Origin of the sequence: Mesorhizobium zhangyense (genome assembly GCF_011045115.1) — a bacterium.
Taxonomy (GTDB): Bacteria; Pseudomonadota; Alphaproteobacteria; order Rhizobiales; family Rhizobiaceae; genus Mesorhizobium_M; species Mesorhizobium_M zhangyense.
Window position 1 is genome coordinate 109,791 of the sequence record NZ_JAAKZG010000007.1, and the last position, 22,893, is coordinate 132,683.

At 61.5% G+C, this 22,893-nt stretch carries 21 protein-coding genes and 1 pseudogene; 12 read left to right on the plus strand and 10 right to left on the minus strand.

Features of this window, described 5'->3' with window-relative positions; all coding sequences use genetic code 11:
- Position 1: 1 nt before the first annotated feature.
- From G6N74_RS17965 to argE, 3 genes and pseudogenes are all read right to left on the minus strand, one after another.
- Positions 2-1,033, minus strand: a complete 1,032-nt coding sequence (locus G6N74_RS17965) for a hydroxyacid dehydrogenase (protein WP_165119323.1) — start codon at positions 1,031-1,033, stop codon at positions 2-4.
- A 200-nt stretch (positions 1,034-1,233) separates the two neighbouring features.
- Positions 1,234-1,323 (minus strand): annotated as a pseudogene (locus tag G6N74_RS30525) (IS6 family transposase); the annotation flags it as partial.
- A gap of 68 nt (positions 1,324-1,391) precedes the next feature.
- On the minus strand, positions 1,392-2,549 hold the full coding sequence (gene argE, locus G6N74_RS17970; RefSeq protein ID WP_165119324.1) for an acetylornithine deacetylase: 1,158 nt from the start codon (positions 2,547-2,549) through the stop codon (positions 1,392-1,394).
- Positions 2,550-2,807: 258 nt separating this feature from the next.
- Here argE and G6N74_RS17975 point away from each other — a divergent pair, with 258 nt between their 5' ends.
- From G6N74_RS17975 to G6N74_RS18025, 11 genes are all read left to right on the plus strand, one after another.
- A complete protein-coding gene (locus tag G6N74_RS17975) occupies positions 2,808-4,877 on the plus strand; it encodes an oxidoreductase (protein ID WP_165119325.1) in 2,070 nt (689 codons plus the stop codon).
- Between the two features lie 282 nt (positions 4,878-5,159).
- Positions 5,160-6,065 carry a LysR substrate-binding domain-containing protein gene (locus G6N74_RS17980; RefSeq protein ID WP_281354001.1) on the plus strand — a complete coding sequence of 302 codons (906 nt, stop codon included), beginning with the start codon at positions 5,160-5,162 and terminating at the stop codon, positions 6,063-6,065.
- A 302-nt stretch (positions 6,066-6,367) separates the two neighbouring features.
- Entirely contained in the window at positions 6,368-7,267 is a 900-nt protein-coding gene (locus G6N74_RS17985; RefSeq protein WP_165119327.1) for a branched-chain amino acid ABC transporter permease, read from the plus strand.
- Positions 7,264-8,148 carry a branched-chain amino acid ABC transporter permease gene (locus G6N74_RS17990; RefSeq protein WP_165119328.1) on the plus strand — a complete coding sequence of 295 codons (885 nt, stop codon included), beginning with the start codon at positions 7,264-7,266 and terminating at the stop codon, positions 8,146-8,148. The genes G6N74_RS17985 and G6N74_RS17990 overlap by 4 nt, the downstream gene beginning before the upstream one ends.
- Positions 8,129-8,899 carry an ABC transporter ATP-binding protein gene (locus tag G6N74_RS17995; protein WP_165119329.1) on the plus strand — a complete coding sequence of 257 codons (771 nt, stop codon included), beginning with the start codon at positions 8,129-8,131 and terminating at the stop codon, positions 8,897-8,899. Before G6N74_RS17990 ends, G6N74_RS17995 begins: the two co-directional genes overlap by 20 nt.
- Entirely contained in the window at positions 8,886-9,602 is a 717-nt protein-coding gene (locus G6N74_RS18000) for an ABC transporter ATP-binding protein (protein WP_165119330.1), read from the plus strand. Before G6N74_RS17995 ends, G6N74_RS18000 begins: the two co-directional genes overlap by 14 nt.
- A 91-nt stretch (positions 9,603-9,693) precedes the next feature.
- Positions 9,694-10,815 (plus strand): ABC transporter substrate-binding protein, encoded by a 1,122-nt coding sequence (locus tag G6N74_RS18005; protein WP_165119331.1) that lies wholly within the window; start codon positions 9,694-9,696, stop codon positions 10,813-10,815.
- 86 nt (positions 10,816-10,901) lie between these two features.
- Positions 10,902-11,675, plus strand: a complete 774-nt coding sequence (locus G6N74_RS18010; protein ID WP_165119332.1) for an enoyl-CoA hydratase/isomerase family protein — start codon at positions 10,902-10,904, stop codon at positions 11,673-11,675.
- Positions 11,676-11,715: 40 nt separating this feature from the next.
- A complete protein-coding gene (locus tag G6N74_RS18015; RefSeq protein WP_165119333.1) occupies positions 11,716-12,051 on the plus strand; it encodes a 2Fe-2S iron-sulfur cluster-binding protein in 336 nt (111 codons plus the stop codon).
- A gap of 19 nt (positions 12,052-12,070) precedes the next feature.
- Entirely contained in the window at positions 12,071-13,312 is a 1,242-nt protein-coding gene (locus G6N74_RS18020) for a cytochrome P450 (RefSeq protein ID WP_165119334.1), read from the plus strand.
- 41 nt (positions 13,313-13,353) lie between these two features.
- Positions 13,354-14,202 carry an SDR family NAD(P)-dependent oxidoreductase gene (locus tag G6N74_RS18025; RefSeq protein WP_165119335.1) on the plus strand — a complete coding sequence of 283 codons (849 nt, stop codon included), beginning with the start codon at positions 13,354-13,356 and terminating at the stop codon, positions 14,200-14,202.
- Between the two features lie 21 nt (positions 14,203-14,223).
- Here the strand turns inward: G6N74_RS18025 and G6N74_RS18030 are convergent, their stop codons facing one another.
- The 7 genes from G6N74_RS18030 to G6N74_RS18060 are packed head-to-tail and all read right to left on the minus strand — an operon-like array spanning position 14,224 to position 21,606.
- Positions 14,224-15,183 (minus strand): SDR family NAD(P)-dependent oxidoreductase, encoded by a 960-nt coding sequence (locus G6N74_RS18030; RefSeq protein ID WP_165119336.1) that lies wholly within the window; start codon positions 15,181-15,183, stop codon positions 14,224-14,226.
- Positions 15,184-15,238: 55 nt separating this feature from the next.
- Positions 15,239-16,282: a MaoC/PaaZ C-terminal domain-containing protein gene (locus G6N74_RS18035; protein ID WP_165119337.1), complete on the minus strand. Its 1,044-nt coding sequence runs from the start codon at positions 16,280-16,282 to the stop codon at positions 15,239-15,241.
- Positions 16,279-17,148, minus strand: coding sequence for an HpcH/HpaI aldolase/citrate lyase family protein (locus G6N74_RS18040; protein WP_165119338.1), 870 nt, complete (start codon positions 17,146-17,148; stop codon positions 16,279-16,281). Before G6N74_RS18040 ends, G6N74_RS18035 begins: the two co-directional genes overlap by 4 nt.
- 1 nt (position 17,149) lies before the next feature.
- Positions 17,150-18,538 carry an MmgE/PrpD family protein gene (locus G6N74_RS18045; RefSeq protein WP_165119339.1) on the minus strand — a complete coding sequence of 463 codons (1,389 nt, stop codon included), beginning with the start codon at positions 18,536-18,538 and terminating at the stop codon, positions 17,150-17,152.
- Between the two features lie 20 nt (positions 18,539-18,558).
- The gene (locus tag G6N74_RS18050; protein WP_165119340.1) at positions 18,559-19,446 is read right to left on the minus strand and encodes an HpcH/HpaI aldolase/citrate lyase family protein; all 888 of its coding nucleotides are present in this window, start codon (positions 19,444-19,446) and stop codon (positions 18,559-18,561) included.
- Entirely contained in the window at positions 19,443-20,291 is an 849-nt protein-coding gene (locus G6N74_RS18055; RefSeq protein ID WP_165119341.1) for an alpha/beta fold hydrolase, read from the minus strand. Before G6N74_RS18055 ends, G6N74_RS18050 begins: the two co-directional genes overlap by 4 nt.
- Before the next feature lie 31 nt (positions 20,292-20,322).
- Positions 20,323-21,606: an acetyl-CoA hydrolase/transferase C-terminal domain-containing protein gene (locus G6N74_RS18060; RefSeq protein WP_165119342.1), complete on the minus strand. Its 1,284-nt coding sequence runs from the start codon at positions 21,604-21,606 to the stop codon at positions 20,323-20,325.
- Between the two features lie 141 nt (positions 21,607-21,747).
- On the opposite strand from G6N74_RS18060, the gene G6N74_RS18065 reads away from it, so the two are divergent.
- On the plus strand, positions 21,748-22,866 hold the full coding sequence (locus tag G6N74_RS18065; RefSeq protein ID WP_165119343.1) for an amidohydrolase family protein: 1,119 nt from the start codon (positions 21,748-21,750) through the stop codon (positions 22,864-22,866).
- Positions 22,867-22,893: the final 27 nt, after the last annotated feature.

Consider the following 22,893-nt stretch of genomic DNA (forward strand, 5'->3'; position numbering starts at 1 on the left):
CTCAGTTCTTATCGACCGGTTTCGAGCGCATGCGCGAAACGGTCTCGCGTTCCGCCCGCTTGCTGCGCATCGGCGGCAGCCCACGGTCGACAAGATCCATGTCTTCCAGCACCATGTCACCCATGCGGGTGAAAGCGATATCGAGCGCGCCGGCGCGATGGGCGGAGCGGAGGAAGCCGGGCAGCGAGCGGACAGGATGGTCCCTGGCCAGCGGCTCCTCGGGAAAGACATCGCTGGCAGCCACGATATGGCCGCTTCGCACTGTTTCCATCAGCGCAGGAAAATCGACAACGCCAGCACGGCTGAGCAGAATGAAAGCCGCACCCGGCCGCATCGAGGCGAAAGCATCCTTGCCGAGAAACCCTTCGTTCTCGCTGGTCACGGAGGCGACGACGAAAACGAAATCGCTCTGCGAAAGCACCTCACTCAGCGAAGCCGGTTGAACGCCATGTTCGATAAGGATCGATGGCGGCATCCAGGGGTCGAAAACCTTTATGCGCGTCCTGAAGCCGGACAGCACCCGGTTGAGCGCCTTGCCGAGATCGCCGAAGCCGATGATGCCGACATCCGATCCCGAGAGCAGCCGCGCCTTTCTGTTGCCGTCGCCACCCCAGAGCTCCTTGCCTGCACGAAAGTCGATATCCGAATCGACGATACCGCGGGCAAGATTCAGCGCCAGCGCCAGACCCAGTTCCGCTACCGGCTCGGCAAAAACCGCGCCGGTCGTCACGACATGGATGCCCCGCTCGAACAGAAATTCATAGGGCATATTGTTGAACAGGTTGCTCTCGACATTGAAGATGCATCGCAGGGAACGCATTTTCTCCAACGTCTGCCGTGACAATGGCGGCTGGCCAACGATGTAGCGCGCCTGTTCCAGAATGGCATCCGGCAGGCGATCGACTTGCACCGCCTCGACCTCGAAGATTTCGTAGCGGTCGCCGAAAATCTTCCGCGCCGACGGCGTGAAGATCAGGTCGAGCGTACGTGGTTCGGGCGCGCTGATGACCAGTGGCCGTTTGCTGTCAGACATGATCCTCCTCCCGGCGAAATCAGGTTACGCCTTTCCATGTTTCAGTGTTGTATCAGCTGTGTGCATTGAAAACATGCCTCCCTGGGAGGGGAGCAGATCCTCCGGTGTGTCGCGGTGGCTGACAAGCTGATCAGATACGGTATTCAGGCAACTAGGCTTTCAAACTGCCCGGCGAGCGATGGCGCCGGATTGTAGGCGTACCTCGCCTGTCGAAGGCTGAGGTTGTACGCCAGATACCAGCGTACGCACAGGATCACCGAACGGTTGAGATGGCGGCCTGAAACATGAATACGCTTCTCTGAAAGGGAGGAACTCTAATGCCTTAGCCAAGGTTGAAAATGGTTTGCGACAAAGCCTTCTAAAGTCCGCCTTCGACGAGCCTTTCCAGAAGCTTGTCCAGCATGTCGTCGCAGCGGTCCATCTGCTCGATGCTGACGAACTCGTCCGGCTTATGACCTTGCGCCATGGAGCCAGGCCCGCAGACCACGGTCGGTGTGCCAAGATCGCGGCTGAACAGCCCGCCTTCCGTGCCGAATGCCACCTTGATCGTGCCGTTTGCACCGGTGAGCGATTTCACGAAGGCGACAGCCTTTGAATCCGTCGGCGTATCGAGGCCCGGATAGGTGTTGAAGATGTTGATGTCGATCGCCGCCTCCGGCGCGATTGCGGAGGCTTCGGAAACGATGCGCTCTGCGCCGCCTTTGATGCGATCCAGAATTTCGTTCGGATCGTCAGCCGCGACGTTGCGGATTTCGAAGTCGATCTGGCAAAGATTGGGAACGATGTTCAGCGCGACGCCGGCGTTCATCTTGCCCACGTGAACGGTCGAATAGGAGATATCGTAGTCGCCATCGCGCGCGCCTTCTTCGACAAGCCGCGCCTGCTCGTTGCGCAGAACATCCACGAAGTCGCATCCGAGATGAATGGCGTTCAGCGCCAGCGGGGCGAGTGCCGAGTGGCCCTCACGGCCCGTGCAGATCGCGCGCGCGCCGACTTTGCCCTTGTGGCCGGTGGCGACCTGCATATTCGTCGGTTCGCCGATGATGCACAAAAGCGGCTTTTGGGGTGCTGCTTTCAGCATGTCGATGAGGCTGTGCACGCCAAGGCAACCAAGTTCTTCATCATAGGACAAGGCCAGATGCAGCGGTGTTGCCAGCTTGACCTTCGATGCCTTGACGCACGCAGCGATGGCTGCAGCAACGAAGCCCTTCATGTCTGCCGTGCCGCGTCCATAGAGACGCCCGTCGCCTTCGGTCATCTCGAAGGGCGGCTTTGTCCAGTTCTGCCCGTCTATGGGAACGACGTCGGTGTGACCGGAAAGCATGATGCCCGGGACGTCGTCCGGTCCGACCGTCGCGTAGAGGTTAGCCTTGGTGCCATCGTCATTGGTGATGATCGTGGAGGCTATACCATGCGTATCCAGCAATTCGGCGACGAAGTTGATGAGGTCCAGATTGGAATCCCGGCTGACGGTCGGGAAGCCGATCAGTTTCTCCAAAATTTGAATGCTGTTCATGCGTGGAAATCTCACTTTTCGATCGCGCCTATCTAGCACGATGCGATCGTTCCTCTAAAGGCGCATTTGCTTCATTACGGCATCGAAACTTACGATCCCGGCCCGGTTTCGACGATTAGGCGGTTCCTAACCGGTGCGGAAGAAATCTCTAGTTTCACGCCGCACGCCTCACCATAAGAGTAAGGAAATTGATCCAACCCAACGGCCTCGTGCCAGACCGCATATTGCTCGAACAGCGGTTTCAGGAAGGGAAAATAGATGCGTGATCCCCGCTACGACGTTCTGTTCGAGCCCATGAAGATCGGGCCGGTCACGGCAAAGAACCGCTTCTACCAGGTTCCGCATTGCAATGGCGGCGGTTATCGCGATCCCTCCGCTGCGGCCGAGATGCGCCGCATAAAATCCGAGGGTGGCTGGGGTGTCATCTTCACCGAACAGACCGAGATGCATCATACCTCGGAGATCACTCCGTTCATCGAACTGAGATTGTGGGACGACGCCGATATTCCCATGCTGGCGAAGATGGCCAAGGCGATGAAGCAATATGGCGCGCTGGCTGGCATTCAGCTGGCCTATTCGGGGATCAACGGACCGAACCTCTATACGAAAGAAGTGCCGCGCGGGCCTAGCGCCTTGCCGATCCGCACCTTCACCAACGATCCGGTGCAGGCGCGCGCCATGGACAAGCAGGATATCCGCGATCTGCGCCGCTGGCACCGCAACGCCTTCAAGCGCGCTAAGCAGGCCGGGTTCGATCTGGTCTGCCTCTACGGTGCGCATGGGTTCGGCATCATCCAGCATTTCCTGTCGACCGCTACCAACCAGCGCACCGACGAATATGGCGGTTCGCTGGAGAACCGCTCGCGCCTGATGCGCGAACTGATCGAGGAAGGACGCGACGCCATTGGCGACACCTGCGGCCTCACCTTGCGGCTTTCGCTCGATGAGATGATCGGCGACCTCGGCTTTGCGAATTCCGAAGTGCGCGACATGATCGAAATGCATGCCGATCTGCCCGACCTCTGGGATCTCGCTCATGGGGCGTGGGAAGATTGCTCCGGCCCCTCGCGGTTCAAGGGGGAAGCCGCTCAGGAAGACCTTGTCTCCGGCATCAAAAAGCTGACTTCGAAGCCGGTAGTCGGTGTCGGCCGCTTCACGTCTCCCGATGTGATGGTGAAGATGATCAAGTCGGGCACGCTCGACTTCATCGGTTGCGCGCGTCCTTCGATTGCCGACCCTTTTCTGCCGAGAAAGGTGGAGGAGGGCCGCATTGAGGACATTCGTGAATGCATCGGCTGCAACATCTGCATCACCGGCGACATGACGATGTCGATCTCGCGCTGCACGCAGAACCCGACTTTCATGGAAGAATGGCGCAAGGGATGGCACCCGGAGCGCATGCAGGCCAAAGGTCCCAGCGAAAGCGTGCTGATCGTCGGAGCCGGCCCTGCTGGGCTTGAAGCGGCGCGCGCGCTGGGCTTGCGCGGTTATCAGGTGGCGGTTGCCGAGGCGGGCACCGAGCTTGGCGGCCGTGTGGCACGAGAATGCCGTCTGCCCGGGTTGTCTGCCTGGGGCCGTGTGCGCGACTATCGCCAGTACCAACTCAGCCAGATGCCGAATGTCGATATCTACTTCGAAAGCCGGCTTTCGGCCGACGACATTCTGGGTTTCGGATTTGACAATGTGGCCATTGCGACCGGGTCTGCATGGCGGCGTGATGGCGTGGCGCGGGCGCATGTCGTGCCGATGCCGATGGCCCCGGACATGCCTGTCTATACGCCCGACGATCTGATGGACGGCAAGGTGCCTACGGGAAATGTCGTGCTCTTCGATGACGACCACTATTATGTGGGTGGCGTTCTCGCCGAACTTATGGCGCGCCAGGGCGTGAGGGTGACGTTGGTCACGCCATCCGCCTATGTGTCGGACTGGACGCGCAACACGCTGGAGCAAGGCGCCATTCATCGCCGGCTGGCTGATCTCGGCGTTGAAATCGTTCTGAACAGGACCGTTACGCGCATTGTTTCGGGCGGCGTCGCAACCGCCTGTACCTATACGGGCGCGGAGCGCGATATCGAGTCCGATGCGGTCGTGCTGGTCACGTCCCGCCAGCAGGACGATGGAATATGGCGCGAGCTTCAGGCGCGGCGCGAAGAGTGGGCCGGCAATGGCATTCATTCGATCAAGGTGATCGGCGATGCAGAAGCACCGGGTCCGATCGCCTGGGCAACCTATGCAGGTCATCGATATGCGCGTGAGCTGGACGAGGCAGACATCGGCGACGCGCTGCCATTCCGCCGGGAGATCACAGCCCTCGCTTTGGATTAGGAAAATTGGCCTGTCGTTCTGGTGCGTGACACGCAGACCGGCCCACTGCGCTGTTGATTCCAGCGAAAACTCTCGGTGGAAATGCTGGATCGATTCTCAGTGAAACGTTTGGCCCGCCCATTTGAAGGATAGCACAGGCTAACGCTGATCAGTTGGCCGAGGTTCTTTTCGATCTCTATAACTTGATACGGTAATCTCTCTTACAGTATGATCAATTTAATTATAGCAAGAGGCCGTGATGCCGGGTGATTCCCCAGCCGCGTCGTTGCCGAAGAGGTGTGCATGCTCAATCTTCATGTTCGTCAGGTCGAAGCATTCCGTGCCGTTGTGACGCTGCGCAGCATGACAAAGGCGGCCGAGCTTCTGGGGATATCCCAGCCCGCCGTCAGCCGCCTCATGGCTGATTTTCAGGAAACGGTTGGGTTTCGGCTTTTCAGCAAATCACGCAACAGCGCTGAACCGACCCCCGACGGGCAGCTGCTGTTCGAGCAGGTCGACAAGCTCTTCACCGGACTGGAAGAACTGCGGCAGCAGATCAACGCCATCAGCACGCTGCAAACGGGCCGGCTGACTGTCTCGGCGACGAATTCGCACGCATCCGGTTTCCTGCCGGCCATGGTCGCTGAGTTCAAGCGACGGCATCCCGGCGTTGCGATCGCCTACCACATTCAGGCGCACGAGCAGGTCATCGATTGGGTCTCGTCCGGTCGGGCCGATATCGGCTTTGCCATTCAGGCGGTCGCGAAATCAGACTTGACGGCCGTGGCGCTCGCCTCCCATCAGGCGCATTGCGTCATGCCCCGGGATCACCGGCTGGCGGCCAAGAGCGTGCTCGAACTGAAGGATTTCCATCAGGAGCCCTTTGTCAGCTTTCCGCGCGGTCAGGCTTTGCGTTTCCTCATCGACGGCCTGTTTGACCGTGCCAAAGTCGACCGCAACCTGCATGTCGAGGCCACGTCGCATCATGCGGTCTGTGCCCTTGTAGCCAATGGAATGGGCATTGCCCTTGTTAACCCCTTTGCGCCGCTGGATGACGCCGATGGTCGTCTGATCGCAAGGCCGGTTAAACGTAGCGTCGATATCGAGGTTCAGGCCATCTACAATGAGAGCGCGCTGTCGGTGACGGCCCAACGCTTCCGCGACTACATTCTCGCCGAGGGGCCGGCCATCCTGCGGGCTCGCCTGTAATCATCCAGATCGTCGATCGGACAGATCGACCTTGTCAAGAGAGCGGCAGCCAGCTTCACGCGCCCGTTCGGAGCGGATATTGCCGCGCCTGTCGCCCGCTGCCACGACAGCTTCAGCCCGTAAGACCTCAGAAGTTCACAATAATATTTAAACGATTTTCGTTTGACATTTTCCTATCATATATTATACCAAAATCATGATCCGGATTACCGCGGAGGCGAGTGATCCGAGGTCGGGTTCTTTCATAATTAAAGCGCCCGACGGAAACGGCGTCGCGACCTGGAGGAGGTCATATTGTCCAAATGATTGCCCAGCAGATTTTGAATGGTGTAATCACCGGGTCCATTTACGCGTTGTTCGCGCTGGGCTTCACGCTTGTTTTCAGTGTTCACCGGGTCCTGAACCTCGCCCATGGCGGCGTGTTCATGGTGTCCGCACTCTTTGCCTATTACCTTGTCACCTCGGGTGTCTCGATATGGGTCGCAGCGGTTGCTGCCGCGCTCGCGGGCGGGGTCGTTTCCGGCCTCATCGAGATCGTGGCGCTTCGCCGCCTGCGTCGGTTCCCGCCTCATGTGATGGAGTTCGCCGCGCTGATCACGACACTCGGTGCCGACATCGTCATCATCAATATCGGCCACAAGCTGACCGACGCTCAGACGGTACGCTTTCCCTTTGGAACCTTCCCGAATGTGTTCTTCAATCTGCTCGGGCTGAGAATATCCTTCCTGCAGATCGCGGTGCTGCTGACGGTCGGCGCGATGCTTCTGTTCCTGATGTATTATCTCTACCGGACTCCGGTTGGCCTCAAGCTGCGCGCTGTCGCATCCAGCGAGAAGGCCGCCAGGCTCATGGGCGTCAATCCGGATGCGGTCTATCTCCAGACCTTTTTCATTTCCGGCGTGATGGCGGGGATCGCCGGCGTCCTGATCGCACTGTCGTTCAATTCGATCAGCGCCCACATGGGCGAGCCTTACATGCTTAAGGCTTTCGTCATCATCGTTCTCGGTGGGCTTGGCAGCATTCCCGGCTGCGTCATGGCGGCGATTTTCTTCGGGGTCGCCCAGACCCTCTGTGTCGTCTACCTCCCGCCGGGGGCGCCCGACATTATCCTCTACTCCTTGCTGTTCCTTGTGTTGCTCGTCAAGCCGTCCGGCCTGATGGGAAGTGCCGCAGCGATCAGCATAGTGGGACGTCGCGCATGAACTATTTCAGTCAGTACCTCCCGCTTGCCGACATTTTCCTCCTGGCCCTTGGGTTTGCCTTCAGCCAGCAGGTCGTGCTTCGCGCCGGCGTCTTCTCGGTTGCAACAGCAGGATTTGCGTCGCTCGGCGCCTATTGCTCGGCAATCCTGGTCACGACCTACGGATGGCCGGCCCCCGCGGCGATCGCGGCATCACTGCTGTTCGGAACGGCTGCCGGATGGTGTCTTTCCCTGCCGCTGGCGCGGCTCCGGGGCATCTACCAGGCCATAGCGACGCTTGCCTTCGTACAGGTCGTCATCGCTGTGATGTTGTTCGCAACGTCCATCACCGGCGGGGGGCTCGGGATCAACAGCATTCCGAAGTCCGTCGGAACGGGCACGCTGCTCGCCGCCGCTATCATCACCGGATACGTCATGTTTGCGATGCAGCGATCGGGCATCGGCCGTGCGTTTGATGCGATCCAGCAGGAGGAGACGGTTGCGGCGGTTCTCGGTGTGTCGATCCGTCGCTATCACGCTCTCGCCTTCACGATTTCGGGCGCGATTGCCGGACTGTTCGGCGGACTTCAGTCGCTGAATACCTATACGCTGACGCCCAGCAGCTTTTCCTTCACCTTCGTCATCATGGTTCTCGGCTATATCGTGGTGGGTGGCCGGCGTTCCGCCTGGGGCCCGGTGGTCGGCGTCGCTTTTCTGACGCTTCTTCCCGAGCTTTCGCGGGGACTGGCAGAGTACCGGCCGATCGTTACCGGGATTGTCATGATTGCCGTCATGATCTTCCTTCCGCTCGGCCTTGCCGACACCTTCATCTTGTCCCTCAAGCGCAGGAAGCGGCAGGGCAACTTGGTAGAGGGAGGCACACATGTCCGCTCTGCGTCTTGAGGGGGTCTCCAAATCCTTCGGCGGTCTCCGGGCCGTCTCGGATATCACGCTGTCCACCCCTGTTGGGAAGATCACCGGCCTGATCGGCCCGAATGGCGCCGGCAAGACCACGGTCATCAACCTGATCACTGGCACCCTCAGTCTCACCGACGGTCGGGTCTGTCTCGGGGACAGCGACCTGACTACGGCGGAGCCCGACGCCATCGCCCGTCACGGTATTTCGCGGACGTTCCAGAATATCCGGCTGCTGGCCGAAGCGACGGTCCTCGACAATGTCATGATCGGGTTCCACCGCCACGAGAAGGCCTCGTTCGTCTCGGGTCTTTTGGGCCTTGGGGCCGCGCGTCGCGAGACGGCGGACATTCGTGCGAAGAGCGCGGAGCTGCTCCAGCGGTTCGGGCTGCTGCGTTATGCGGATATGCCCGCAGGCAACCTGTCCTACGGCCACCAGAGGCGCGTGGAAATGGCGAGAGCCGTTGCGACGGACCCGAAGATACTACTTCTCGACGAGCCGGTTGCCGGCATGAACGATGTCGAGGCGGGCGAACTCGGCGACCTTTATCAGGAGCTGGCCGCATCCGGCATAGGCCTCCTTATGATCGAGCACAATGTCCGGTTTGTCACCCGTATGTGCGAGCACGTCTATGTCATGGCGTCGGGCCGGATGATCAGCGAAGGCCGCCCCGGTGCCGTCATGCAGGACCCGAAAGTCGTTGCTGCCTACCTCGGAGACAAGCATGCTCAAGGTTGAGAACCTCGTCGCCGGCTATTCGGGAATCCGGGCGCTGCGCGGGGTCAGCATCGACGTTGCCGGCGGCGAGTTCGTTGCTGTTATAGGCGCGAACGGCGCGGGCAAATCCACTCTGCTCAATGCTATCTCCGGTATCATTCGTCCGACATCGGGAACGGTTGCGCTGGACGGCCATCAGCTCGAGGGGAAGCCGGCCCATGTCATCGCCCGTTCGGGATTGTTGCAGGTTCCGGAAGGCCGACAGATACTGCCCGACCTGACGGTCCACGAGAATCTCCGCCTGGGCGCGCTGGCCAGGCATGGCCGGACGCCGGACTTCGATATCGAAGGCATCTTGAAGCTTTTTCCCCGGCTCGAGGAACGGCTGAAGCAGCCTGCCGGCACCATGTCCGGCGGCGAGCAGCAGATGCTGGCTATCGGCCGGGCCCTGATGGGTGCGCCGAAGGTGCTGCTTCTGGACGAGCCCAGCCTCGGACTTTCCCCGCTGATGGCAGATCACGTGTTTTCGGCTCTTGTGCAGCTTCATTCGCGCGGCCTGTCGATCCTGCTGATCGAGCAGAATGTTCATCGCGCGCTGGAAGTGACCCAGCGCGGCTATGTCATTGACCAGGGACAGGTCGTGCATCAGGGCGCAAGCGCCGATCTCGCGACGGATGACAGCCTGATCCAGCATTATCTCGGCCAGGAGCCTGCAACGGCCTGAACGAGGACGACATGGCCCGTCGGGAGCAAGCGAGCCGAAATGCAACCCTAGTCCCGCAAAGGCGGGAAGGGGCAAATGGGAGGAGTGGACCATGAAATTACCAATGCTTGCCGCTATGACTGTCGTCGCTGGGACGCTTGCGTCCCAGACGGCGACTGCCGCAGAATTTCTGATTACGTCGATTACGGAATTAACCGGTAGCCTCGCTTCGCAGGGCGTTCCCCTTTCGCGCGGCATGAAGCTTGCGGCCGACGAGATCAATGCGTCCGGGTATCTTGGCGAAGACAAGATCAAGCTCGTCCAGCTCGACAACGGCAGTGACCGCGGGCAGGCAGCTCTTCTGGTGAACCAGGCCAATGCATCGGGAAGCATCGCCATAATAGGTACGGCGACCGGTTATGTTTCCCATTCGATCGCACCGCTCGCCAACGAGTTGAAGGTGCCGCTGATGGGCATGGTCTACTCGGTGGACCTCCTGAAGCCGGGGCCGTACTCGGTGAAGATCACATCTTCCGACGACAGCCACACCATCTCGCTGGCCCGGTACGTTACGGATGTTGCAAAGCCGAAGCGCTGTCTGATCATCTATGCCAATGACAATCCGGGCTTTATCGCGCAGTACAAGACATTCCGCGAATATGCCGAGAAGCAGGGCATCGAGTTTATCGGTGAGGAGGCGGTCTCGCTGCAGGATACGGACTTCTCCGCCCTCGCCACGAAAATCACCGCCCTTGCGCCAGATTGCCTCCATATCTCGATGACGGCGCCCGGCGGGGCAAACCTGATCACCCAGGCGCTGCAGGCCGGCATGGACCCGGCTACGCAGATCTTTGCCGGGGCAGGCTTTGCCAACCAGCAGCTTATGAAGGTCGGCGGCGCCGCCGTCGAGAATGTCGTGGTCTCTGCCGATTTCGTGCCGGGTGGCGTGAATGAGGAAGGCAAGAAGTTTTCGACCGACTATGAGGCCGCCTTCGAGTCGCCCGCCGAAAACTGGTCGGCCGTAGGCTATGCCCAGATGAAGCTGATTGCCTATGGCCTGAAGCAAGCGGGTTCGTCTGCGACCCGCGAGATGCTCCTGGATGCGATCCGCAACGTCAAGGATGTACCGACGATCCTCGGTGCAAAAGGCGTCATGTCGATCACCGACCGCCTTCCAGAATACGATGCGGCCATCATCAAGGTCAAAGACGGCAATTTCGTCAACGCGCAGTGATGTTACCGGTCGTCCCACGCCGATCGTTGATCAAATAGGACGGCAGTGCTGAACTGCCGTCCGGGGACACAAGCAGGTTCGAGGCGATGACCGAGTTTTCAGACTACAGTGCCAAATATCCCGAATTCGCGCTTTCTCGCGACGACGGTGTCGTTCATCTCCGCTTTCACACGAATGGCGGTGAGTGGATCTGGTCGGCCGAAGGCCACCGCGCCATCAGCGAGGTCATGCACGACCTCGATACGGACCGCGCCAACCGCGTGCTCGTCCTCAGCGCGACCGGCGACAACTGGATCAACTCGATCGACCTGCCGAGTTTCCGGGGGATCAGCTGGGACGTCATGACCTGGGAAGCGAAACGCTACTTCCGGGCCATGCTCGACCTCGAAATTCCGGTTATCGCTGCGGTTCACGGGCGTTGTACGATCCACGCCGAAATCGCACTGATGAGCGACATCGTCCTCGCCTCGCCGACCGCGACGTTCGGAGATTCCGCCCATCTGCCCCGCAACGTGGTGCCCGGCGACGGCACCCACATCATCTGGTCGGCGCTGCTCGGTCCCAACCGCAGCCGCTACCTTCTTATGGGGGAGCAGATCCTGTCGGCGCAGGAAGCGCTGGACGCCGGCATGGTGGCCGAAATCCATCCGCCGGAAGAACTTCTGGAGCGCGCCTTCGTCCATGCCCGTCGTTTGGCGGCAAAGCCTTCGGTCGTTGCCCGCAACACCCGCACCGCCCTGATCCGGCCCTTGCGCAAGGCGATAGAGGACGGCCTGGCCATGGGGCTGGCCCTTCAGGGCGCCGCCTATTCGAACAGACCTCATCGCGGAGAAGTGCCAGTCGAACTGGACGACAAATGAAAGAGTCCCGATGGGCCGGTGATATGACAAGGATTGAGACATGACAGAAACGATCTCCGTGACCTGGATCGGCAGCGACGGAAACCGAACCACCGCAGATGTGCCGCTTGGTCATTCCCTGATGGAAGCGGCGGTATACAACAGCATCCCCGGCGTGATCGGAGACTGCGGCGGCGCTCTTGCCTGCGCGACCTGTCATGTCGTTGTCGAGGAAACGCCCGTGCCGTTGGAAGAGAAATCCGGCACCGAGGCCGACATGCTGGATTTTGCCGAAGCCCCCGCCGAACCGAGCTCGCGCCTGTCCTGTCAGATCCGGGCGGCGCGTGAACTGGACGGGATCGTATTGCGCGTGCCCACCGTGAGCGCGCTTGCATAGATATTTGAGGAGAGAGCCAATGAACATGGCAGTCAATCAGGCGCCGGGCAATGAAGAGCGTCCCGGCGATCCCCGCATCCCGGTCTTGGACATCGACCCCTATGCGCTCGATGTGATCGACAATCCCTATCCGTTCGATGAGTTCCTGCGGGAAGCCGGGCCGGTCGCATGGCTCCAGAAATACGGATGCTATGCCGTTGGCCGGTTCAGCGAGGCTCAGGAGGCGTTCTCCGACGACAGCCGTTTTCTCTGCACGGCCGGAGTCGGCCTGACGGACATCCGCAAGCCGGAGTCGCTGCGCGACAAGAACCCCCTCATGGAGGTCGAGCCGGAAGTACACCGTCGCGTTCGCTCCAGCATAATGAAGATATTGTCTCCCGCCGCCATGCGAAGCTATCGCGGCCGCTTCGAGGAAAAGGCCAACGCCTATGTAGACAAGGTGATTGCCCAAGGGGTCTTCGACGGCGTTCATGAGCTGGTCGAGCCCTTCATTCTCGACGTGTTTCCTGAAACGGTCGGCATCAAGATCAATCCAGAGACCGTGCTACTGTTCGGTGACCTGAACTTCAACGCGAACGGGCCGATGAACGACCTTTATCGCGGCGCGCTGGAGCGGGTCTCTCCCTATCTCCCGGATTTCGAGAGGTCCTTCCGCAAGGAGAACATGCAGCCGGGCGGCATGGGCGCGCAACTCTACGAGGCTGAGGATGCCGGCATATTCGAGCCGGGAACGGCGCTTGGCTTCGTTCGCGTTCTCTTTCGCGGCGGCTTCGACACGACGATCGCCGGCATCAACGGCGCTCTCATGTCCCTGTCGCAGGACGAGACGGCCTGGAACTACATCAAGCAGAATCCCGACAAGGCGCTGAATGCCTTTGATGAGGCGCTCCGCCACGTTTCACCATTCCGCGTCTCGCACCGGATCACGGTTCCTGACGGTTGCGACTTCGGCGGCTATCGCCTCGATGGCGACCGGAAGGTGGCGATCTTCATGGAGGCCGCGAACCGCGATCCGCGCAAGTGGCCGCAAGCCGATCGCTTCGATCCGTCGCGCGCCGCCGTCAACGAACATCTGGCGTTCGGCCATGGTGCGCACAAATGTATTGGCCTCCTGGTCGCGCGGTACGAGGCCGAGGCCCTGATCCGCGCCGTCGTTACGCGCATGGACCGGCTGGAGTTCGTCGGAAGCGGACCTGTCGAATACCGGCGCATCAACACGTTGCGGACGCTGACGGCGCTTCCGTTGCGGGCAGTCGCTTGAGGCGCCCGCCGGCGTAAACGCGTGGCATGAGGATGGCCGACATGAACGAACAGACTATCGACCTGCCGCTCATTGCGCGTGATGAGCGGTTGAAGGGTAAGGTAGCGGTGGTGACCGGCGCGGGGTCGGCCGGCGCATTGTTTGGCACCGGTGCGGATATCTCCATTCTCTTCGCGGCCAAGGGCGCGAAGGTGGTGCTGGTCGATATCGACGAGGAGCGGGCGTACAATACGTTACGCGTGATCGAGCAACAGGGCGGCACTGCGATCGGCGCTGTTACCGACATCACGAAGGCCGATCAATGTGCCGCGGCTATCCGCCGGGCGACCGAAACGTTCGGCACAGTAGATATTCTCGTCAACAATGCCGCGATCGCTCCCGGCGAGCAGGAGAATCTCGAATCCCTCTGGGACCGGATTATGGACATCAACCTCAAGGGGGCCAAGCTGATGTCGGACGCCGTCGTGCCGGGCATGAAGTCGGCAGGCGCCGGTTCGATTGTGCACGTCTCCTCGGTCGCCGGTATGGCGGCTGGCGGCGGTATCGCCTATTCGGCGTCGAAGGGCGGCATGATCGCGATGACGAAGGCGCAAGCCTTTGAATATGGCCGGTTCGGTATCCGCGTGAACAATGTCGCGCCCGGCCATGTCGCGATCCCGATGGGGCTCAACTTCAAGGGCTGGGACGGGGCTGGAAGCGACGCCATCCGGCAAAAGCGGGCCCGCGCGAGCCTGCTCGGAACGGAAGGCACCGGCTGGCATGTCGCCTATGCCGTGCTGTTCCTTGCCAGCGACGAGGCCGGCTACGTTACCGGCCACACGCTGCCGGTGGACGGTGGCACGACTGCGGTCATGCCGATCGTCATGGCAGAGACCATCGTCGGTCGATGAATGACCGGCGATGGTTGTCCTTCAGAGGGGTTTGCCTTCGCGCGTGTAGACCCGGTTTCTGACGGAACGGAACTCATCCGTCATGGACTTCATTTCTTCTTCGCCGCCCGGAGAGACGATCTCCACTATGTGGTCCCGCACGGCCTCGGGCCCGATACCCTCGATCCGGTCTGCCATCCAGCCTGCATTGAGACCGCGATGCACACGCGCATAGCGTCCGGCCTGCGCGGAGATGCATTCGCCGGTGACGGCGCATTCCTCGCTGGCGAGGTAAAGCGTTGCTGCCGTGACGGTCTGCGGCGGCGAGCGATGTGCGATATCGCGCTGGTAGCCGACATTGGCGGCTGCATCGCGGGCTGCGATGGCCGTCGCCGGATTTTCCTGCGCCATGAGCGAGACAGCGAAAGGCAGGATGCCGTTGACCTTGATGCCGAGCGGCTCACCTTCCATCGCCAGCGCCGGAACCAGTCCAAGCATGGCGGCCTTCGCGGCGACGTAGGCGCTGTTGCCTTCCATCCCAAAGCTCGCGGCTGAACTTGTCATGACGACGCGGCCGTAGCCCGCTTTCGCCATATGCCGCCAGGCTGGCTGGGTCACGTTGAAGGCGGCATTCAGATGCACGTCGATCGTCCAGCGGGCCAGCTCGAGATCTGTGTCGGCGAACATGCTGCGCCGGAGAACCCCGGCATTGTTGATGAGGATGTCGATCCGGCCGAAGTGCTCTATGGCGAGATCGGAAATAGCCGTGGCTGCCAGTGGATCCGTGATGTCGTGCGTCGACGCGATCGCCTGCGCGCCGGCGGCGCGAATTTCGGCGGCAACGTCTTCAGCCCTGGAACTGCCCGCTGTCTCCCCTGGACCGATATCGTTGACGATGACCTGTGCGCCGCGCGCCGCCAGCGTCAGGGCATAGTCCCGGCCAATGCCACGCCCTGCGCCGGTAACGATTGCAACGCGCCCGTCGAACCGGATGTCGCTCATTGTGTTCCTCCTTGATCGCGACGGCCCGGGAAAATCCGGCGCTGTCGATTGCATCTCAGTAACCGGCATTCCGATAGGGTCCGCAGCCGCGCCGGTAAATAAGCAGGTTGCGCGTATAGGCACAGACGAGGCGGTCGCCCGCATAGGCGCGGGTATCGACGGTGGCGATTCCCTGGTCCGGGCGCGAGGACGATCCGCGTACCGCTGTGACGGTCGATTCCGCCTGCAGGCTATCGCCCGGCCGGACAGGCGAGGGCATGGAAATTCCCGTCCAGCCGAGGTTCGCCACCACGCGGCCGAATGTGCGGGTGGTGAGTGCAGTAACAGCGCCGAGAACCAGGGGCTCCCACACCATTTCGGTGAATTCGGGATGGGCAGAGCGATAATTTGGATCATGCCACCGCGGATTGATCTCCAGCGACCTCAGAGCAGCAAGCCGGCTCTCCTCCACGCTGAGACTGCGTGTCGGCCAGTGCTCGAAGGTCTCGCCGGGCACCAGATCTTCGAAAAACAGTCCCGTCTGCTCGACGAGGGCGCCGTCCTCGGCCTCATGGTAGAGGGCGAAACGGTCCTCATCCGCGATCGGCGCGGCGGATCGGTCCTCCGGATGGCGGCCTGTTCGATAGACTTCGATTCGACAGTCGATCTTGGCCGCGACCTTGCCGTCCCGGTTGCGGCCTTCGATGCTCAGTGTCGCTTCGCCGACATCGCCGTCGCAGCCCGGAGACAGGGCGATGACCTCGGATTCGGAATAGAGCGTGTCGTCGCCCCTGATCGGGGCGGTCAGCGCCAGGCTGTCGATGCCGAGGAGGGCGCGGCGGCGATACCAACTGCGCGAAATCATGCCCATGAATCTCTGCACCGTCATTGTGCTGACGGTCAGCGGGTGCTGCCATTCGGTATTGGCGGCGTAGCGGCTGTCATAGTGGAGATGGGCGTTGTTGATCAGATCGACCGCGTCGAGATGATTGTCGCGCTGCGAAACGTCGATGCCGGGCCGATGCCGGATGCGCAGGCCCGGCGTCAAGTCCTCGAAGCTCAGACCGAAGCGCTCCCGGTAACGGTTCGGGGCGATCCTCAGATATCCGCTGCGGCTCATTCTGTCCTGCCCTTCGTATCGGCTGATGTCGCGCGGCGGAGCAGCCGCTCGGCTGCGAGCGCGACCGGGCGATCAATCATGCGGCCGTCAAGGCTGCATGCTCCACCTCCTGATGACTTCCATGCCGCAAGAACAACCTTCGCGCGCATTACTTCCTCTGGAGTGGACGAGAAAGCGGTATTTATTGCCGCCACCTGCTTCGGATGGATCGCCAGCTTGGCGGAAAGACCGAGCGCGCGGGAAGCGCTGGCTTCCCGGGCCAGGGCCTTCTCGTCGGCAAGCGCCAGATGCGGAACATCCCAAGCCGGAACCCCTGCGGCCACCGCCGCCTGAACGATCCGGCTCCGCGAAAAGAGCAGGGGTTCCCAGGAAAAGTCGGCTCCGAGGTCCGCGGCGAGATCCGCGCCGCCCAGCGCGAGACCTGCAACGGCCGGATGGCTGCCGATCGCCGCAGCAGATTCCAGCCCTTTCGCTGTTTCGATGAGCGCGATCACCGGAACCGGTGTATCGCTGTCCGGCAGATGTGCCAGGAGAAGGTCGATCTCCCACACGCTCTCGACCTTCGGGAGCATGATCGCCGACAGACGCGCCGAGGACGTGCGGAGCGCTAGCATGTCGTGCAGCCCGGCCGCCGTTGTTGCGTGGTTGATCCTGACCATGACCGGGATGCCGGAAGGGATGTCCAGCGCCATCACCGTGGACCGCGCTGCGTCCTTGTCTGACGCGCCAACGCCGTCCTCAAGATCAAGGATCACGCAATCCGCGCCGCTGGCCAGAGCCTTGTCCAGGCTGGTCAGACGAGTGGCCGGCGTGAATAGCGCAGTACGGACATAATGAAAGGGCGACCAGATCGTGCTGGTTTTCATGTCAGGCAGCGCCCCGGCGAGCTGTATCGAGATAGGCGGCAATAGTGCAGGTCATTGCCCGTACTTTTTTGCCGCCGTCCAAGGAGAGGATGATATCCCTGACATCGGCCCCAGCCTGCTGTCCGACACGCATGCCGGCGCGCAAGACAAATCGTCTCGCAACGTCCGCCAGGTTAGGGAAAAGCACTGCGGACTTGTCGTCGTCGAGGACGATCTCGCTGCCGTCGGTGAGGAAGATACGGACCGAAACGGGGCCTTCATCCATGGGAACGAGATCGATCCGCCGGGTCAGTTCGACGATCGCCGTATCGGCGTGGTGCCTGTCGAAAAATTCCGGATCGTCGATCGGGTGACCGAGCAGTGCGGAGGCGGCGGTAAAGCGGGCCGACATCTGCGCCGAGAGCATGTTGGCGAACGGCGCCGAGCGCGACACGCCCGGGCTGTTCAGTCCGTTTGTGCCGACTGCTGGCCGGGTGATGGTCACGCGGGCGATGTCTTCTGCCTTGAGCGGCTGCTTCAGTCCGTCGGCGATCAGGGCCAGTGTCTGCTGGTTTTGAAGACAGGCAGCGAAACGCTTCGTGCCGACGGTTTCGATGCCGAAGCTGGGACGATCCGCCAGCATCTCGCCGAGCTTTCCCGCCGCTCCGCCATAGGTCTGGAAGAAGCCGAACTCGCCTTCCAAGGCGGCACGGGGACAGGCGGCACCCGCCATGGCCAGACGGGCCGCGACGACGCCGTTGCGCGCGGCGAAGGCGGCTTCGAAATAGGCGTCCATCGTGCCTTCGAAAATACCTTGTGTGGTACCGCCGGCAAGGTTGGCGGCGATCGCGAGCGCCGCCGCAACCTGCTCTGGCCCAGCGCCCATCAATGTCGCACTGGCCGCGGCCGAGCCGAATGCACCCATGACGCCCAGCGGCCGGAAACGCCGTTGGACGATCTCCGGCGGACCGGCAAAGCCGATGCGGCTGACCGCCTCGTAGCCGACGACCATGGCAGCCAGAAGTGCAGCGCCGTCTGCGTCGAGCTCCTCGGCAACCGCAAGGGCCGCGGGAATGACGAACGTGCCGGGGTGGCTGCCTTCGCGCAGCCCGCCCGGGCCACAGTCCTCCAGGAGGCTGCCGTGGCCGATCGTAGCGTTGATGAAAGCAGCGTCCTCCGCGCCGAGCCGCAGGTTTCGGCCAAAGGCAAAGCTTTCGCCCCGGCTGAATCCCAACGCCTTCCACGCCGTAGCCGCCGCGGGCAGATCGCTGTGGGCAATCGACACGCCGACGGCATGCAGAAGCCTCAGCCGTGCCGCCTCCATGGCTTGGGGGGAGATGCGGCCCATCGGCAGTTTGCAGAGCTTTTGCGAGAGTTGCAGGCTCCAGCCGTCTTCAGTCTCGCTCGTCATGAGCGCCTCCTTCCCCATTGCTAGCTCAGACCGGCGCGAGCGAGCACCAGTTTGGCGACACGGTAGTCCGGATTGGTGATCACCTTGCCGTTGAGAACGGCTGCCGGATCGCCCCTGCCAACGGCTGCATCATAGGCTTCGCAGACCGCCTTTGCGGAGGCAATCTCGCTCTCGCCGGGGCTCATCACGCGGTTGATGATTTCCAGGTGGGCGGGCGACAGGCCGATGCAGGCGGTATAGCCGAGATTGGCCCATATGCGGATGAATGCCTCGACCTTCGTCAGGTCACGGTAATCCGGGATCATCGACCCGCCGGTGGAAAACAGGCCATAAGCCGACGCCGCGACGGCGATCTTCGTGCGGGCGTAATAGTTGGCCGGTGCGTAGAGGTCATCGCCGGCGTCGTTGAATGGGCGAGATCCGACGTCGGCCGCATAGTCGACATAGCCGAAATGCAGGCCGAAGACGCCGTCCGCGCTAGCGATCCGGTCCAGTTCGATCATCGCCCGCGCCGTCTCGATCATGGGATAGACACCGCGGTTGGGTACCTTGCTGCGGAGCGTGCGGACGACCTCGCAGACCTCCTCCGCCGTTTCGACCTTGGGATAGCAGACGATCAGGTCGCCCTTCACGTCGGCCATGGCCTCAAGATCGTCGCGACCCCAAGGGGTCGACAGATTGTTGACCCGGACGATGATCGTCCGGTCTCCGAAATAGTCGCGGTCCTTTAGGGCCTCGAGTATCTTATCTCGGACGAGAACCTTGTTGTCGGGCGTAGCGGAATCTTCGAGGTCCATCATGATGGCGTTGGCCGGGGCGGTCGGCACCTTGGACCAGTATTTCTCGTTCAGCACCGGGACTTCGAGGATGCTCTTCATGGCGGCATAGCGGGTGCGAGGTGTGCTCATTTGCTTTCGTGCTCCGCCAGGAAGGGTTGCAGGCAATCGAGGAACTCCTGTGGCTTCTCGCGCAGGAAGTAATGTCCGCCGTCGAACCAGGTGGCGCGGGCGTTGGGCATGGTCTTCACCATCTTCTCGACAACCTCGGCGTCGATGACATTGCTGTTGCGACCGGCCATGATCTGGGTCGGCATGGACAGCCTGGCGGCCATCTTCCAGAGATATTTGACGTCCGGCAGGCTGATGGAGCCGACGATCCATTGCAGATCCGGATCCTGCTTGGGAACGAGCTTCCCCGCCCAGTTGCGACGCATCTGATACTTCACATGGAGATCGATGAATTCCGGGTCCCACTCGGGGTGGTAGCCGAGATAGAACTTGCGAAGCTCAGCTTCGTCGCGGAAGCTACGCAGGTTCGTGGTCTCGGTGATGAAGTCGCGCATCGCGATCGCGCCGGTGGCGGAATTCTGCGGGCCGGCATCGGAAAGGGCGAGCGTGCGGATCATCTCGGGCCGCTCGCCGGCAACGGCGATGCCAACGCGCACTCCGTTCGAATGCCCGACCAGATGCAGCGGGCCGTTACCCATCGCATCGATGAACTTGTGGACGTCCTGTGCGAACTGGCGGACGCGATAGCCACAGCGGGCCCAGTCGCTGTCGCCGTGACCGCGCAGGTCGAGGCAGAGCACGTGGTAATCGTTCTGCAACACCCGGGCGAAGGGATCCCAGGTGTGGCAGGTGACGTTCAACCCGTGCAGCATCAGCACCGTCGGCTTCGAAGGTGAACCCCACTCCGTGTAGTGGAACCGCAGCCCCTCCAGCGTAATCCATCCATCCTGAAAGGTGTCGTTCATGTAGTCCTCCATCTGTCGGTATTCGGGGATTTCAAAAACCTGATGCTTCGCGCAACGTTGCCGTCAGGGCGTCGCGGTCGTCCGGATGAGCCACTGCGATTAGCGCCGTGGCCCGCTCGCGCATCGAACGCCCGCGCAGATCGGCACTGCCGAACTCCGTGACGACGAAGTCGATGTCCTGCGCTGCCGAGGTAGGGCGATGGCCGTTTGGCAGCGCACCGACGATGCGACTGTCGCCCTTGCCAGTGCGCGAAGGCAGGGCGATGACCGAGGCGCCTCCCGGACTGATATGGCCGGCGCGGACGAAATCGCCTTGACCTCCACCGCTGACCAGTCGCTGCCCCTGGATATATTCGGCATTGGCCTGACCGGTCAGGTCGACTTCCAGCGCGGAGTTGAGCGCCCAGAGGCGCTCCTGCAGCGCAAGCCGCCGGGGGTCGTGGGTTTCCGACAGGGGCCGAAGCGAAAGCGCGTCTCTTATCGGGGCATTGTCCGGATGCACGCCGCCGACAAGGCCGGTAGCCACGATTTTCCCGGAATCCAGGCTCTTCGCCTTGCCGTTTATGACGCCGCTTTCAACCAGCCTTTGTATGGTGGGCGTTACGATTCCCGAGTGAATTCCGAGATCGCGCTTGTCGTCGAGCTCCAGAAGAATGGCTTCCTGGAGCGCGCCCAGACCCAGCTGCAGTGTTGCTTCATCCGGGATCAGGCTGGCGACCCGGCGTCCGATTTCGCGTTGCTGCGCCGAGAGGGATGTCGGTGCGCCCTGTCTGCGCTCCCGTGGCTCGCCTCGGATCACCCGGTCGAAACGTTTCAGGGCAATCGTCGGCGCATCGGCGACATGCGGAGTGCCGGGACGAGTCACGGCGACCGCAGTCGCGTTCGTATCCAGTGCCGCAGCCATGTAGCCGATCATGTCGCCATAGGACAGTTCATCCGGCGAGGTCCCCTCGGCGGCCTCCATGAGGATCAGGTCAAGCTTCAGCTGGCCACCGGCAATCATCCGATCAGCGTCCCATAGCGCATTCGGGAGGAAATCCACGTTACCGGCCCAGAAGCGGGGAATTGCGCCTGCCAAGGGCAGTAGCTGCAGGCGGCCGCTTCGTGCCGCCGCAAGATGTTCCGGACTCAGGAAGGCAAAAGCACCCGTCAGGTCGGCGAATATGAGTGTGAGCGGGACGTCGGCTGCCAGCGACGCATCCACGAGTGTCGTCATCAGCGACGTCGGTTGCGACGGGCCCATCGCCGCGAGCGTCGTCAGGGACGAACGCCCGGCGACAAACGAGCTGGCAAAGGCGGCTTCCTCCCCGATCATAACGCTCCTCTCAACGGACTCTCTCGAATGGCTCTTGCACAAATCTCATAACTTCAGTATTAAATCTTGTAAAGATATCTTCGCAAATGTTATGAGGAAGGCGATCGATATCGTGCTGGAAAGATCTGGGAGAGACCTCTTATGGAGCAGACAGTCACGGGGGCTCGGCGCATCGTCGATTGCGACGTTCACCCCCTGATCAAGAGCGTCAGCGCGCTAAAGCCGTACTTTTCCAAGGAATGGGCGGACTTCTTCGTTCCGAGCAGCGTCGGGCAGAGCAGCACAAACGGATTCGTCTTTGCGCGGGCCAGGGACCGATATCCCCACCCGAATACAACCTATCGGCTCGATGCGTTGCCGCCGGCCGGCGGGCCGGCCGGCTCCGATCCCGCCTTCGTTGTGCAGGACCTGATCGAGCCTTTCGGAATCACCACGGCTCTTCTGCTTCCCCAGGAGCACTACGGGGTTATCCGCTTTGCCAGTTCGGCTGCGGCTGCGGCGTTCGAAAGGGCTAATAACGAGTATCTCATCGACCATTGGCTTGAGGCGGACAGGCGTTTTGCCTTGGCCTTGACGGTTTCGGAGCATGATCCGAAAGCCGCGGCTGAAAGCATCCGCGCCCTGGGCCATCGCAACGGCGTCGTTGGCGTCCAGTTGCTGATCAACAAGAGCATGCTCGGCTCACTGGTCTTCGATCCTATCTACGAGGCAGCGCAGGAAATGGGGCTCGCCATCGTCAGCCACCAGAACGGCTCCGAGGGATGCTATTCCTATTCGCAGGTGCCGGCGGGCGGCGCGCCGCGGTTCTATGGTGAGCGGCATTCCGTCCTGCCACAGATCGGTGCGGCGAATGTCGTTGACATGATCATGTCTGGGGTTTTCGAGCGCTTCCCCGAGCTTAAGGTGGTCATGGTGGAGTGGGGCTTTTCCTGGCTCGGCTCGCTGATGTCGCGTGCCGATTACCTTTGGCACAAGAACCGCAGCGCAGCGCCGCATCTGAAGCGGCAACCGAGTGAATATCTCGTCGAGCACTTCAAGTTCGCGACGCAGCCGCTCGACGAGGCGTCAGGCATCCGCGAATTCGAAGCGATGTTCGGCATCCCCGGCCTCGACAGGATGCTGCTCTTCAGCTCGGACTACCCGCACTACGACACGGATGCACCGGACGTGATCCTGGGCAAGATCCCGGAACAGATGAAGGACGCCGTCTACTGGCGAAACGCGGTCGAAAGCTTCGGCCCTAAAATTTTCCGCCAGTAGGGGAGGAAAGAGCCATGCCGATTGATT